Annotated in this window: 10 protein-coding genes; 6 read left to right on the top strand and 4 right to left on the bottom strand. The window is 65.0% G+C overall.

What is annotated here, in order from left to right:
* Positions 1 to 2: 2 nt before the first annotated feature.
* From B5F90_RS05980 to B5F90_RS05995, 4 genes are all read right to left on the bottom strand, one after another.
* Positions 3 to 1589 (bottom strand): SusD/RagB family nutrient-binding outer membrane lipoprotein, encoded by a 1587-nt coding sequence (locus tag B5F90_RS05980; protein WP_087361896.1) that lies wholly within the window; start codon positions 1587 to 1589, stop codon positions 3 to 5.
* A 13-nt stretch (positions 1590 to 1602) separates the two neighbouring features.
* Positions 1603 to 4965 carry a SusC/RagA family TonB-linked outer membrane protein gene (locus B5F90_RS05985; protein ID WP_087361897.1) on the bottom strand — a complete coding sequence of 1121 codons (3363 nt, stop codon included), beginning with the start codon at positions 4963 to 4965 and terminating at the stop codon, positions 1603 to 1605.
* Positions 4966 to 5189: 224 nt separating this feature from the next.
* Complete coding sequence (locus tag B5F90_RS05990; protein WP_087362008.1) at positions 5190 to 6179, bottom strand: FecR domain-containing protein; 990 nt, start codon at positions 6177 to 6179, stop codon at positions 5190 to 5192.
* A 461-nt stretch (positions 6180 to 6640) separates the two neighbouring features.
* Positions 6641 to 7240: an RNA polymerase sigma-70 factor gene (locus tag B5F90_RS05995; protein WP_087361898.1), complete on the bottom strand. Its 600-nt coding sequence runs from the start codon at positions 7238 to 7240 to the stop codon at positions 6641 to 6643.
* Between the two features lie 461 nt (positions 7241 to 7701).
* On the opposite strand from B5F90_RS05995, the gene B5F90_RS06005 reads away from it, so the two are divergent.
* From B5F90_RS06005 to B5F90_RS06030, 6 genes are all read left to right on the top strand, one after another.
* Positions 7702 to 9246 (top strand): aromatic amino acid ammonia-lyase, encoded by a 1545-nt coding sequence (locus B5F90_RS06005; protein WP_087361900.1) that lies wholly within the window; start codon positions 7702 to 7704, stop codon positions 9244 to 9246.
* A 161-nt stretch (positions 9247 to 9407) separates the two neighbouring features.
* Positions 9408 to 10151, top strand: coding sequence for a 3-oxoacyl-ACP reductase FabG (gene fabG / locus B5F90_RS06010; RefSeq protein WP_087361901.1), 744 nt, complete (start codon positions 9408 to 9410; stop codon positions 10149 to 10151).
* 401 nt (positions 10152 to 10552) lie between these two features.
* Entirely contained in the window at positions 10553 to 11782 is a 1230-nt protein-coding gene (locus tag B5F90_RS06015) for a beta-ketoacyl-[acyl-carrier-protein] synthase family protein (protein ID WP_087361902.1), read from the top strand.
* A complete protein-coding gene (locus B5F90_RS06020) occupies positions 11779 to 12024 on the top strand; it encodes a phosphopantetheine-binding protein (protein WP_087361903.1) in 246 nt (81 codons plus the stop codon). Before B5F90_RS06015 ends, B5F90_RS06020 begins: the two co-directional genes overlap by 4 nt.
* Positions 12025 to 12028: 4 nt before the next feature.
* Positions 12029 to 12916, top strand: a complete 888-nt coding sequence (locus B5F90_RS06025) for an acyltransferase (protein ID WP_087361904.1) — start codon at positions 12029 to 12031, stop codon at positions 12914 to 12916.
* Positions 12913 to 14289 carry a lipid biosynthesis B12-binding/radical SAM protein gene (locus B5F90_RS06030; protein ID WP_087361905.1) on the top strand — a complete coding sequence of 459 codons (1377 nt, stop codon included), beginning with the start codon at positions 12913 to 12915 and terminating at the stop codon, positions 14287 to 14289. The genes B5F90_RS06025 and B5F90_RS06030 overlap by 4 nt, the downstream gene beginning before the upstream one ends.
* Positions 14290 to 14313 lie beyond the last annotated feature (24 nt).

Below are 14313 nucleotides of genomic sequence, written 5' to 3' on the forward strand. Positions count from 1 at the left end.
GGTTAGTTGTTTTTCTTGTCCCACCAGAGTTTGGTCGAGCCCTGGTCGGGGCCGCCCAGCAGCCGGATGGCGCGGTTGAGCGCCGCGCGGTTGTTCGAGTACTCCGAACGCGGGAAGGTCATGCGGCGAATCTGCTCGTTGACATCCACCGTGCCGTTGCTGCGGTCGTTGACGATGGGGAAAATCCGCGGATAGCCCGTGCGGCGGAACTCCGACCACGCCTCCTGTCCGTTGGGGAACATGGCAATCCACTTCTGGGTGATGATGCGCTCGAGCATCTGCTCCGAGTCGGCCGAAGAGTCCCACTTGACGGTAATCTGCGACGGAGCGGCGATGTTGTAGTGGGTCGTCGAGCCGGAGGCATCCTCGAAGGCGGCCGGCGTCAGCTCGCTCTCGGCGTAGGTTGCAGCCTCGGCGGCCGAAAGGCCGTTCTCGAGGAACGAGAGCTCGATGCCGCGGCGGTAGAAGCTCTCGGCGTCACCGCCCATCGCCCAGCCGCGCATCGCACCCTCGGCGCGCAGGAAGGCGACCTCCGAGGACATGAGCCAGCGTACGGGCGTTGTCTTGTCGACGTTGGGCACCGACATGCCGAGGTAGTACTCCTTGCTGATGGCGGCGATGCCGTTGCGCACGCCGTGGTAGAGACCATCCTCGCAGGGCTTGAAGTAGGTGGCCAGACGCGGGTCCTTGTAGCCGTTCAGGTAGGCATCCATCGTGGCGCCCATGCGCGTGTCGGCGTAGGCGTTCCAGACCTCCTCCAGCGGGTTGAAGACCTGAATCGAACCGACGGTTGCCAGCGTCGCGCTCTCGTCGGCCGACTCGATGACGCCGCTCGTGACGGCCTCCTCGGCCCACGCACGGGCCTGGTCGGGAATGACGTAAACCACGCGCATGGCCATGCGCAGCTTGAGCGAGTTGGCCAGACGCAGCCACTTGGGATAGCTGCCCTGGTAGACGATGTCGACCTCCTGCAGCGGCGTGGCGTCGGGCGAGTTGGTGGCGTACTCCTCCAGCACGGCGATGGCCGCGTTGAGGTCCTCGAAGAGCTTCATGTAGACGGTCTCCTGCGCGTCGTAGGGGTTCTCCGTCTCACCGAAGTGGGTCACGGGCAGCGGTCCGTAGATGTCGGTGGCGCGCTGCAGCGCGAAGACCTTGAGCACCTCGGCCACGGCGAAGGTGTCCTCGGTAATCTGCCCCGCCTCGTAGGCGTAGCTGAGCGTCAGCCAGGCGGACATCACGTTGGTGAAGGCCACCGAGAAGGGGACGTTGTTGTAGTCGGTGGCGTCGAGCGCATAGGTGGTCGTGTTGACACCGCCGTTGTCGAACGAGCTGATGGCCGCCATGTAGCCCGAGTAGGAGTCACCCATCAGGTTGCAGGCGCGCTGGTAGGCGTTGGCGCCCTCGTCGCTGCAGGGGATGACGGCATCCATCTCCATGGTGGTGATGAGGGTCTTCTGGTCGATGTTCTGAGCCGAGTCGGGGTTGGTGTTGAACTTCTCGAAGCCGCTCGTGCAGGAGCCCAGCAGCAGGCCCGAGAGGGCAACCGCGAAGAGCCCCTGGCTCAGGTTCGTTATGATGTTTCGTTTCATTGCGTCGGGTGTTTTAGAATTGGAGTCTTACGCTGAAGCCCAGGGTGCGGACCGAAGGCTGCATGAAGTAGTCGAGCCCCTGGTAGTAGGTGCCCGTCGAGGCGGTGATTTCGGGGTCGAACGGAGCCTTGTTGTAGAACATGAAGAGGTTGCGGCCGACGAGCGCCACGCTCATGCCCACCTTGTCGTTGAACCACTTCGACGGCAGGTCGTAGCCGAGCGTCAGCTCGCGCAGGCGCACGTTGGTCATCGAGTAGACGTAGTGGGCCAGCATCGACATACCGTTGCCCGAGTTGGCGTAGAAGGTCTTCGCGTCGGGAATCTGCTGCGTGTCGGATACCCATACGCCGCCGTTCTCGCGTGCCTGGGCCGAGGCCTCCGAGACGCCGTACTCGTCCATCAGGGCCTGCGTGGCCGAGACGCCGTGGCCGCCGATGCGGGCGTCGATGAGCACGCCCAGCGAGATGCCCTTCCAGGAGAACTGGTTGTTCCATCCCAGACGGAAGCGCGCCTCGGTGTTGCCGCCGTAGACCCACGTGTTGCGGTCGAGCGTCACCGTGTTGGAGTTGGGGTCGACGTAGATGTGGCCGAACTCGTCGGTCTTGAAGCCCGTCACGTAGAAGTCGCCAATCGAGCCGCCCTTCTTGACCTGCATGCGGTAGCCGCCGTAGTCCATGTTGACCTCGTCGACCGAAACCAGGTTGCCCGCAACGTCACGCGTACCCTCGGGCACGAGCTCCTTGACCTCGTTGCGGTTCATCGAGAAGTTGACGTTGGTCGACCACGAGAAGTCGCGCCACGTGTTCTTGTAGCCCACAACAGCCTCGATACCCCAGTTGTTCACCTTGCCGGCGTTGATGTAGGCCTGCTTGTAACCCGTGCTGGGAGGTGCGTCGTACCTGAAGAGCTGGTTGTAGGTGTTGGTGTTGTAGTAGGTGGCGTCCAGCCAGATTTTGCCGCCGAGGAACTTGGCGTTGAGACCCGCCTCGAAGGACTTCGTGCGCTCGGGCGTCAGGTTGACGGCCGGTGCAGCGGTCTCCGACTCGATGACACCGCCCACGCTGATGGGGTAGTTGCGGCCCGTGATGTAGCGCTCGGGGGCGTTACCCACCTCGGCGTAGGAGGCGCGCACCTTGAGGAACGAGATGCCTGCACGCGAGAGGTCGGTCATCGACGAGATGACGGCCGAGAGGCCCACCGACGGGTAGAAGATGTTGTAGCTGTCGGTGAAGGCGAGCTGCGAGGCCCACTCGCTGCGGGCCGTCACGTCGAGGTAGAGCATCCCCTTCCAACCCAGCTGCAGCGTGGCGTAGGCGGCCTGCACCTGGTCGTGGTAGCGGCTCATGTAGGGCTTCGTCTGCGAGTGCTTCATGTCGATGTTGTAGAGGGTGAACTTGTTGGGCTGCGTGGCCAGGTGGCCCTCGAAGCCCGTCACCTTGTTCTTGTCGTCCATGAGGCTGGCACCCAGGTTGAACTGCAGCGAGAGGCGGTCGTCGAGGAACGTCTTGTCGATGCTCAGCAGGGCGTCGGCGTAGAGGTTGTTGTGGACGGCCGTATGGTCGAGGTAGTTACCGTACTTCGAAGCGAAGAGCTCGTTGGACGAGGCGTAAATCTTGCGCGTGTAGTTCATCGTCGTGTTGTCCAGACGCACGCGGCCCGTGAGGCTCATCCACGAGGTGATGTCCCACTTCATCGTACCGTTGAAGGTGTAGCGGTGGGCCGTATTCTCGAAGAGCTCGCGGTTGGTCACCCAGTAGGGGTTCTCCACGCCGGTGAGGAACTCCAGCGGCCAGAACTGCTTCATGTAGCCGTCCGTGGCGTCGTAGCGCTCGTAAATCTGGTACTTGCGGATATCATCGCCGCGCGGGAAGAGGTAAATCGGGATGAGCGGGTTGTGGTAGAGACCCTGCACCAGCGAGTTGCGGTCGTACTGGCGCATGTAGGTGGCACCCACGTCGAGCGTCAGGCGGTCCTTGACCAGCTCCGTGGTGTTGCGCAGCGAGAAGTTGTAGCGGTTGTAGACGTTGTTGGGGATGATGCCGCGCGAGTTGACCGAGGCAGCCGAGGCGTAGGTCTGGTTGCGCGAGTTGCCCGCCGAGACCGAAACCGAGTTGGTGGTGTTGTAGCCCGTCTGGAAGAAGTCCCGCGGGTCGTACGAGGTGGGATGGGCCAGCGGCGAGCCCCAGCTCATCGAGGGCGAGGTCTCGGCCGTGCCGTAGCGGTTCTGGAACTCGGGCATCACGAAGGGCGCGGTGAAGGTGGTGTTGTTCGAGTAGTTGACCCGGAGGCGTCCCTCCTCACCCTTCTTCGTGGTGATGAGAATCACACCGTTGGCGCCCTGCGAACCGTAGAGCGCGGCGGCCGTGGCACCCGAGAGAATCGACATCGACTCGATGTCCTCGGGGTTGAGGTTCGAGATACCCTCGTAGTCGCCGCCGTCGGGGGTCTCGTACATGCCGGCCGTCTGCTCCGAACGCAGGCTCGGCATCGGGATACCGTCGATGACGTAGAGGGCGTTGTTGTTGCCGTTGATGGACTTCACGCCGCGCATCACCACGCGCGTCGAACCGCCCGTACCCGAGGCGCTGGCGTTGATTTGCAGACCGGCGACCTTACCCGAGAGGGCATTGACGAAGTTGGCGTCCTTGACCCCGTTGACGATGTCGCCCGAGACCTCCTGCACGTTGTAGGTCAGCGCCTTCTCCGAGCGCTTGATACCGAGGGCCGTCACCACCACGGCGTCGAGCACCTCCGTATCCTCGTGCATGACGATGCGCAGCGGCGCGGAGCCCGTGACGGGAATCTCCTGCTTGGCATAGCCGATGAGCGAGACCTCGAGCACGTCGCCCTGACGGGCCTGCGGCAGCGAGAAGTTGCCCTCGGCGTCGACGGCCGCACCGACGGTCGTACCTTTAATAACCACCGTGGCGCCCACAAGGCCGAGGCCCTTGGCGTCCTTGACCGAGCCCGTGACGCCGCGCACGGGGCGGGCGCCCTGGCGGGCCGCCGTACGGTCGGCCGTACGCGAGAGGACGATGTGCTTGTCCTTGAGCGTATAGCCGATGCCGCGGCCGGCGAAGAGCCGGTCGAGGGCGGAGGCGAGGGTCGCGTTGCGGAGCGAGAGGCTCACCTGCTCGGCGGGGTTGATGTCGGAGCTGTTGTAGACGAACGAGTAGCCCGTCTGCTCCTGAATGGACTGGAATACCTGGGAAAGAGAAGCGTCGCGCACCTCGACGGTGACGCGGGGTTCGGCGGTCTGCGCGTTGGCCTTCAGGCCGAAGCATGAAAGCAGCAGGACCGGAACAATCAACAGACAGCGGAGGCGTGCGCATGCACGATGCACTCCCCCTGCCCGTCGCAAGGTTTGTTTTTTCATGGGTTGTTTTAGGTTTGGTTATAAATTTCTGGAGATTGCTGCGCCGTCGCGCGGACGGCGTCCGGTCGGATGGTAGTTATCGACTCATAGGCATTCGAAGTTTTCGTTCATATTTTATTTCAGGTTCCTGTTGTTCGTATCGTTCGTTCCGTTCTTTCCGTGTGCACCCTGGCGTCGCCCCCCTGGTATCGCCCCCCCCGGCGCGGCCCCGGCGGGCCGGCGGGTCAGTTGGCGTAGAGCTCGATGTTGTCGCGGTTGACCTTGTAGTGGAACTTGTAGGTGAGCTGCAGCACCGACATGATGTGGTAGATGCCGTCCTCGAGGTGGAAGTCGCCCGAGAAGCGCTCGCCGCGCAGGCTGTCGTCCATGAAGCGCACCTCGACGTTGTAGTAGCGCTCCAGCTCGGAGACAATCTGCTCGAAGGTGGTCTGCTCGAAGCGGAAGTGGCCCTCAATCCAGTCGATGGAGTTGGAGGCGGCGGGGCAGTCGCGCAGCTGCATGGAGCGGGTCTCGCTGTCGAAGAGCAGCATCTGTGCAGGGCGCAGGCGGACCGCATACTCCTCGCTGCCCGAGAGTGCGGCGGCCACCGAGCCCTCGAGCAGGACGGTGGTCACGCGGTGGCGGGCGGCGTCGTTGCGGATGTTGAACTTCGTGCCGAGCACCTTGATGTCCAGTCCGCCGCTCGAGACGATGAAGGGCGACGCGGCGTCGTGCTCCACCTCGAAGTAGGCCTCGCCGCTCATCGTCACGCGGCGTTCGCGCGAGAAGAGCGGAGTGCGGTACTCGATGCGGCTCGACGAGTTGAGCCACACCTTCGTGCCGTCGGGCAGCTCGACCTGCGAGCGTTCGCCCAGGTCGGTGTAGACCACCACGGGGCGTTCGAGCCGCTCGGCGAGCGTGCGGGTCTCGAACCAGAGGCCGAGGGCCAGCAGCACGACGGCCGCGGCCGCGGCAGAGCGCCACACCAGACGGCGCAGCGGGGCGCGGCGGGGGCGCATCCGGCGCTTGACGGCGCGCAGCGAGCCTTCGACGTCGACCTCTTCGGCGGCGCGGAGCCGGTCGTTGAGGCAGAGGATGCGGTAGACCTCGCCCATCGTCCGCCGGTTGGCGGGCGAGGCGTCGTACCACGCTTCGATTTCGGCCGCTTCGGCGGCCGGGAGCTCTCCGCGCAGGTAGGCGGCAAGGCGTTCTTCGGTGATTTGCGGTGTCTCCATCGGGATGTTCATCTATGAGTAATACAATCGGGCGGGCAAAGATACTAACCGCGCCCTGCATTTTTTTCAAAAAAAGGTATGCCGCGCCGGTCCGGGAGGATTTTCGGGGAGGATTTCGGGGAGGATTTCGGGGAGGATTTTCGGGGCAGGGAGGCGGGAAAGAAGGCCGGGGCAGGCGGGACGGGACAGGACGAGCCGCAGGCCAGGACAGAGCGGGACAAGGCGGACGAGAGCGGGCGGGACAGAGCGGCGGCGGGGCCGACAGAAGCAGGGCGAGCGTGGAAGCGGGTGCGGAAACGGGGGGGAAAGAGAACGAAGAAAACGGGGGAGACGCGAAAAAACGGAAAGACTGGGAAAAACTGGAAAATGCTGGAAAAAACTGGAAAATCGGACCGGGGTCTGCCGGGAAGACGGAGCGGAGGAACGGGGAGGGAACGCCATTCGGCGGTGAAGCCCCGACGCTACCGGAGCTTGAAGCCCAGCAGCAGCACGAGCACCGGCCAGTATTCGCGGAGCTCCTCGCGCAGGAAGCGCACCGTCTGACCGATGCGGTAGTTGACCGTCTGGGGCGAGACGTGGAGCTCCTCGGCAATCTGGCGGTGGGTCTTCCCCTCGAGCCGGTGCATGCGGAAGGTCTGCTGGAACTCCTCGGGAAGGCGCCGCAGCGCCTCCGCAAAGCGGCGCGCCAGTTCGCTCTCGAAGTAGAGCGCCGGGTCGTCGAACTCCTCCTCGAAATCCGAGGCCAGCTCGCGCAGGATGCGGTTGCGCAATGAGTTGCGCGAGGCGCTGTTGAGCGACTTGTTGCGGACGATGGTGAAGAGCAGCGAGCGGAGCGGCATCTCGGGGATGAGCGTGCGGCGGTTCTCCCAGAGCCACAGGAGGGTATCCTGCACCAGCTCCTCGGCACGCGACAGGGGGACGAAGCGCGAGGCATAGGCGCACAGCGGCCTATAGCAACGGCGGAACAGAGCATCGAAACAGTGCTCGTCTCCGCTGCGCAAAGCCTCGACAACCCGACGGTTGTCCTCGAAATCGAACGTGTCGTATCGCTCCTTTTCCATAGTTCGGCGGTCCGCCCCGGGAGCGGCAGGAAGACTGCCGTCCGCCGCGGTAAATGGGGGGTTCCCCGAATACAAAAATACTATTTCGTCGGAAAAATACAAAGAAGAGGGCCCACTTCCTGTCGAAAAAAAACGCCCTCCGCCGTCCAAAAAGCCGCCGCGCCCGCTCCATCCCGGCAAACCGCCCACCTCAAAAAAAACGCCCCGCAAATCCGCCTCCGCAAAACCTCCCCGGAAATACCGTGCCGGCCCCGTGCGGACCGTTCGGACCCGAAGGCAGCCCGAACGGAGAAGAACTTCGCGCCAAAACAGACATATTTTGCGAAATATTTTGTATCTTTGTCCAACTCTTGCCTTTTGGATACGGTCGCAAAAAGCGCCCGGAGAGCCCGGACAGACGCATCGCATTCGAAGGGAAGGAGCGGCTCGGGAACCATTCCCGTCTTAAAAGGGTCCGCATCATGATTCAAATCGGAAACAGGCTGCGTCTGGAGCAGGTCGAAGAGGTGCTCTTCGGCGGCGGGCGCGTCGCGCCGCAGCAGCAGATGCTCCTCGAGGTGGAGGAGTGCTATCGTTTTCTGGAGGAGTTCGCCTCCGACAAGGTGATTTACGGCATCAACACCGGCTTCGGCCCGATGGCCCAGTACCGCATCGACGACGGAGACCTCAGAGCCCTCCAGTACAACATCATCCGCAGCCACGCCGCCGGTGCGGGCGAACCGCTGCCGGTGGTCTGCGTGCGTGCGGCGATGCTGGCCCGCATCCAGACCTTCGCACAGGCCCGCTCGGGGGTTCATCCCGAGGTCATCACCCTGCTGGCCGAGCTGCTCAACCGCCGCATCACCCCCGTCGTGCCGCGCCACGGCAGCGTCGGCGCCAGCGGCGACCTGGTGCAGCTGGCCCACATTGCACTGGCGCTCATCGGCGAGGGCGAGGTCTTCGTCGAGCGCGACGGCGTCCCGGAGCGCCGCCCGACGGCCGAGGTCTTCGCCCGCGAGGGCATCACCCCGCTGGGCATCCACCTGCGCGAGGGGCTGGCCATCACCAACGGCACGGCCGTGATGACGGGCATCGGGCTGGTCAACCTGCTCGAGGTGCGCCGCCTGCTCGACTACGCCGTGGCCGCTTCGCTGCTGATGAACGAAATAGCCTCGTCGTACGACGACTTCCTCTCCGAGGAGCTCAACGCCATGAAGCTCCACGCGGGGCAGCGCGACATCGCCGCAGCCATGCGCCGTGCGGCCGAGGGCGGGCAGCGGCTGCTCAAGCGCGAGACGGTGCTCTACCACCGCCACACCGAGCAGCACTTCGAACACAAGGTCCAGCCCTACTACTCGCTGCGCTGCATCCCCCAGATTCTGGGTCCGGTGCTCGACACGCTGCGGGGCGCCGAGGAGGTGCTGGTCAACGAGCTCAACTCGGTCGACGACAACCCGGTGGTCGACCCCCTCACGCGCAACGTCTACCACGGCGGCAACTTCCACGGCGACTACGTCTCGCTGGAGATGGACAAGCTCAAGATTGCCACCACAAAGCTCACGATGCTCGCCGAGCGGCAGATGAACTACCTCTTCCACGACCGCATCAACGGCATCCTGCCTCCGTTTGTCAACCTGGGCAAGCTGGGACTCAACTACGGGCTGCAGGCGGCGCAGTTCACCGCCACCTCGACCACGGCCGAGAGCCAGACGCTCTCCAACCCGATGTATGTCCACAGCATCCCGAACAACAACGACAACCAGGACATCGTCAGCATGGGTACCAATGCGGCGCTGCTCTGCCGTCAGGTGGTCGAGAACGGCTATCAGGTGATGGCCATCCACCTCATGGCGCTGGCCCAGGCGGTCGACTGTCTGGAGATTGCCGGGCAGCTTGCACCGGCGACGCGCCGCCTCTACGACCGGGTACGCGCCGAGGTGCCGGCCTTCCGCGAGGATACGCCCAAGTACCGCGAGATTGAGCGCCTCGAGCAGCTCATGCGCACGCAACCCGCCGGGCTTCTCTAACCGGGGTGTCGGAAGAGGGCCGGGGACCGGGGACAGAGCTCGGGAGCGGAGTTGAAATACAGGACCGGACCGGAGAGCCGGACCGGAGCGAAACGACGGAAAACAAACACGGAGCGTGCGGAACCCCGCAACGGGAACCGCCCGCTCCGATTACGGATAATATGGAGACGAACCAGAAGAGACGATACGCCCTCGTGACGGGGGCAAGCCGCGGCATCGGACGCGCCGTGGCGCTGCGTCTGGCCGGCATGGGCTACCATGTGCTGGTCAACTACCTTGCGAATGCGGCCGCCGCCGAGGAGACCCTTGCGCTCATTCGCCGGCAAGGGGGCGAGGGCGAGCTGCTCCCCTTCGACGTGGCCGACCGCGAGGCCGCGGAGCGCGCCCTGGGCGGCTGGCTCGAGGCGCATCCCGACGAGGCGGTCGAGGTGCTGGTCAACAACGCCGGAATCCGCCGCGACGGGCTGCTGCTGTGGATGCCCCACGAGGACTGGTACGGCGTGCTGCGCACCCACCTCGACGGATTCTTCCACGTCACGCAGCCGCTGCTCAAGGGGATGCTCGTCCGCAAGTACGGACGCATCATCAACATCGTCTCGCTCTCGGGCATCAAGGGGCTCCCCGGGCAGGTCAACTACTCGGCGGCCAAGGGGGGACTCATCGCCGCCACGCGGGCGCTGGCCCAGGAGGTGGCCAAGAAGCGGGTGACGGTCAACGCCGTCGCCCCGGGCTTCATCCGCACCGACATGACGGCCGACCTGGACGAGGCGGCGCTGCGGCGTACCATCCCCGCCGGACGCTTCGGCGAACCGGAGGAGGTGGCCGACCTGGTGGCCTTCCTCGCCTCGGAGAAGGCCTCCTACATCACCGGCGAGGTCATCTCCATCAACGGAGGCATCCTCTGACCCGCGCCGGGGAGGGCGGAAATGGCCGCCGGGGGCCGGAAATGGGGCGCCGGGGAGGGCGGAAATGGCCGCCGGGGACCGGGAAAAGGCCGCCGGAGACCAAAAGGGGCCGGGCCGCAATTTTTTAAGAGACGGGCCGGAAAAGACCGGAACCGGGCCGGAGAGGCCGGGCAAACCGGGGCTGAACCGGGCAGGCCGAGGCTGAACCGGGCAGGCCGAGGCTGAACCGGGCCGGACAGACTGGGAAAAGGCAGAAAAAGACCGGGCAGGCCGGGGAAGACCGGGATAAGGCCAGACCGGACCGGGCCGCAACTTTATAAGAAGAGCCGGACCGGACCAGAATGAGAAAACAAACCAAAAAGGAACCTGTACACAGGCAAACAAGGCTATACACGCAAGCAATGGAACAACACAGAGTCGTCATCACGGGCATGGGCATCTACTCCTGCATCGGTGAAAACCGCGAGCAGGTTGCCGAGTCGCTCTACTGCGGCCGCTCGGGCATCGGCCTCGACCCCGCACGCAAGGAGATGGGCTACCGCTCCGCTCTCACCGGCATCCTCCGCAAACCCGACCTGCGCAAGGCGCTCGACCGCCGCCAGCGGATGTGCCTCTCGGAGCAGGGGGCCTACGCCTACGTCGCCACCGCCGAAGCGCTCGCCCAGGCGGGCATCGACACCGACTGGCTGCTCGCCCACGAGACCGGAATCCTCTACGGCAACGACAGCAGCGCCGAGGCCGTCATCCACGGCGCCGACGTCATCCGCGAGAAGCACAACACGGTGCTCGTCGGCTCGGGCAACATCTTCCAGTCGATGAACTCGACGGTGACGATGAACCTCTCGACCATCTTCAACCTGCGGGGCATCAACTTCACCGTCTCGGGGGCCTGCGCCAGCGGCTCGCACGCCATCGGCATGGCCTACCTGCTCATCCGCCAGGGGCTGCAGCAGTGCGTCGTCTGCGGCGGCGCCGAGGAGGTCAACCTCTTCTCGGTGGGCAACTTCGACGCGCTGAGCGCCTTCTCCATCCGCGAGCAGGAGCCCGCACGCGCCTCACGCCCCTTCGACCGCCACCGCGACGGTCTGGTGCCGAGCGGCGGCGCCGCAACGCTCATCGTCGAGAGCTACGAGTCGGCACGCAGCCGCGGGGCCGAAATCCTCGCCGAGATTGTCGGCTACGGATTCTCCTCCAACGGCGAGCACATCTCCTCGCCCAACGTCGACGGCCCGGCCCGCTCGCTGCGCATGGCGCTCCGCTGCGCCGGAATGACCCCCGCCGACATCGAGTACATCAACGCCCACGCCACGTCGACCCCCGTGGGGGACCTCAACGAGGCGCTGGCCATCCACGAGGTCTTCGGCGAGCGGAAGCCCTACGTCACCTCGACCAAGTCGCAGACGGGCCACGAGATGTGGATGGCCGGAGCCAGCGAGGTGGTCTACTCGGTACTGATGATGCAGCGGGGATTCATCGCCCCGAACCTCAACTTCGAGGAGCCCGACGAGGCCTCGTGCCACCTGAACATCCCGGCCAGCCGCGTCGACCGACCCTTCTCGACCTTCCTGAGCAACTCGTTCGGCTTCGGAGGGACCAACTCGACGTTAATCGTCAAAAAATTCGAACCATGACAAACGAAGAAATCAAAGCAAAAATCAAGGAGGTGCTGGCCGAAGAGTTCGAAATCGACCCCTCCGCAATCACCCCCGAGGGGGATTTGAAGGAGGTGCTGGGCCTCGACAGCCTCGACCTGGTGGACGTTGTGGTCCTCGTCGAGCAGAACTTCAGCGTCACGCTCAAGGGACCCGACTTCGTCGGCGTGCGGACGTTCGAGGATTTCGACAACCTCATCATCTCGAAACTCAACGCTTAGCGGCATGGAGAGCGCAAGCCCGGCGGGATGGAACGGAAAGTCGCGGGGCGGAGGATTCGGTTACGCATTCTTCGTTCTGCTCATCCGCTACGTCGGCATCCGCGCCGCCTACGCCTTCCTGGCGCTGGTGGTCGTCTACTTCATCCCCTGCGCGCCGCGCGCCACGGCCGCCGTCTGGAGCTACTGCCGCCGAAGGCTCGGATACGGACCCCTGCGCGCCGCGGCGGCCCTCTTCCGCCACTACTACCGCTTCGGGCAGACGCTCATCGACAAGGTGGCCATCGGCGGCGGGGCAGCCGGCCGCTACCGCTTCCTCTTCGACAACTACGACGACTTCATCGCGCTGCTCGAGAGCGGCTGCGGCGTGGTCGTGCTGGGGGCGCACGTCGGCTGCTGGCAGGCCGGGGCACACTTCTTCGGGAAGTACGGCCGCAAAATCAACATCGTGATGTACGACGCCGAGTATGAACGCATCCGCCGCGTGGTCGAACGCAACACGGAGGAGTGCGGCTACAAGGTGATTCCCATCAACGGGCCGACGCTCGACACGATGCTCCGCATCAAGGTGGCGCTCAACGGCGGCGAGTATGTTTGCTTCCAGGGCGACCGCTACCTCTCGCCGCGCCACACGCTCCGCCACCGGCTGCTGGGCTGCGAGGCGAGCTTCCCGGAGGGCCCCTTCCGCCTCGCCTCGAAGCTGCAGGTGCCCGTAGTGGTCTACTACGCCATGCGGGAGCGCGGACGCCGCTACCGCTTCCACTTCGAGCTGCTCGCCCGCGGGGACGAACGCATCAAAAGCGCCGAGCTGCTCGACCGCTACGCCGCATCGCTCGAACGAATCCTGCACCGCTACCCCGAACAGTGGTTCAACTTTTACGACTTCTGGAAATGACACCGCAACGCCGCATCCTGCTCGTCTCGGCCAACCGCCATCGGGAGCCCTATCCGGTCTACCCGCTGGGGCTCTCCTATCTGAAGAGCTACCTGCGGCGGCGGATGCCCCACTACGAGGTGCTGCTCTTCGACTGCAACCTGGGGAGCGTCGCGCAGCTCGAGGAGCTCATCCGCCGCGAGCGGCCCGACGTGGTGGGGGTCTCGCTGCGCAACGTCGACGGCGCCAACTCGCTGCGCGAGGGGAACTTCCTGGCGGGCTACCTCGAAATCACGCAGGCCGTCCGCCGCGCCGGCACGGCGCCGCTGCTCATCGGCGGGGCGGGCTTCTCGATTTTCCCCGAGCACTTCATGGAGGCGACCGGCGCCGACTACGGGCTGGCCGGCGAGGGGGAGGAGAGCCTGGCGCAGCTGCTCGAGGCGCTTGACGAGGGGCGCGAGCCGCACGGCATCGACGGACTCTTCCTGCGCGGCGGCGCAGCCGACCGGGAGCCCTATCCCCGGCCGCGGAGCCGCTACCTGCACGAGCTCGACGTCGAGTTCGAGCAAGAGTGGGTCGCCTACTACTGGAAGTACAGCGGCATGCTCAACATCCAGACCAAGCGCGGCTGCCCCTACGACTGCGTCTACTGCTCCTACCCGGTCATCGACGGCCGCACGATGCGGACGCTCGACGCCGCGAAAATCGTCGACGACATCATCCGCCTGAAGCGGAGCATGGGGGTCGACTACCTCTTCTTCACCGACTCGGTCTTCAACATCTGTCCGGGCTTCAACGCGCGGCTGGCCGAGGAGCTCATCCGCCGCGAGGCGGGCATCCGCTGGGGGGCCTACTTCACCCCGCTGGGGCTCGGACGCGAGGAGCTGGAGCTCTACCGCCGCTCGGGGCTCACCCACATCGAGTTCGGGACGGAGTCCTTCGACGACGCGACGCTGGAGGCCTACGGCAAGCGCTTCACCTTCGACGACGTGCTGCGCGCCTCCGAGGCGGCGCTCGCGGCCAACGTCTACTACGCCCACTTCCTCATCCTGGGGGGCGTGGGCGAGACGATGCAGAGCGTGCGGCGGGGGATTGCCCGTGCGCGCCACATCCGCCACAGCGTCATCTTCCCCTACGTGGGGATGCGCATCTACCCCCACACGCGGCTCCACAGGCTGGCCGTCGAGCAGGGGGTCGTCTCGCCGGACGACACGCTCATCGAGCCGCGCTACTGGCTCTGCCCCGACTTCGACCTGGAGCAGGCGCGCGCCGAGGCGCTCGCGACGGGCAAGGCGTGGGTCTTCCCCGACGACGAGGCCAACGCGCTGATGGACAAACTGAGAATCGAACGCAACCGAAAGGGACCGCTATGGGAGTATCTGAGAAAACCGTAAGGCCCGCCGCCGCGGAGGTCGCAA

The sequence above is a fragment of the Alistipes sp. An31A genome (assembly GCF_002159425.1).
GTDB lineage: Bacteria > Bacteroidota > Bacteroidia > Bacteroidales > Rikenellaceae > Alistipes > Alistipes excrementigallinarum.

What these genes read in the sequence shown, in the direction of transcription:
- B5F90_RS06030 (WP_087361905.1), top strand. Translation starts at nt 12,913, where the DNA reads ATGACACCGCAACGCCGCATCCTGCTCGTCTCGGCCAACCGCCATCGG.
- B5F90_RS05990 (WP_087362008.1), bottom strand. Translation starts at nt 6,179, where the DNA reads ATGGAGACACCGCAAATCACCGAAGAACGCCTTGCCGCCTACCTGCGC.
- B5F90_RS05980 (WP_087361896.1), bottom strand. Translation starts at nt 1,589, where the DNA reads ATGAAACGAAACATCATAACGAACCTGAGCCAGGGGCTCTTCGCGGTT.
- B5F90_RS06025 (WP_087361904.1), top strand. Translation starts at nt 12,029, where the DNA reads ATGGAGAGCGCAAGCCCGGCGGGATGGAACGGAAAGTCGCGGGGCGGA.
- B5F90_RS05985 (WP_087361897.1), bottom strand. Translation starts at nt 4,965, where the DNA reads ATGAAAAAACAAACCTTGCGACGGGCAGGGGGAGTGCATCGTGCATGC.
- B5F90_RS06015 (WP_087361902.1), top strand. Translation starts at nt 10,553, where the DNA reads ATGGAACAACACAGAGTCGTCATCACGGGCATGGGCATCTACTCCTGC.
- fabG (WP_087361901.1), top strand. Translation starts at nt 9,408, where the DNA reads ATGGAGACGAACCAGAAGAGACGATACGCCCTCGTGACGGGGGCAAGC.
- B5F90_RS06020 (WP_087361903.1), top strand. Translation starts at nt 11,779, where the DNA reads ATGACAAACGAAGAAATCAAAGCAAAAATCAAGGAGGTGCTGGCCGAA.
- B5F90_RS05995 (WP_087361898.1), bottom strand. Translation starts at nt 7,240, where the DNA reads ATGGAAAAGGAGCGATACGACACGTTCGATTTCGAGGACAACCGTCGG.
- B5F90_RS06005 (WP_087361900.1), top strand. Translation starts at nt 7,702, where the DNA reads ATGATTCAAATCGGAAACAGGCTGCGTCTGGAGCAGGTCGAAGAGGTG.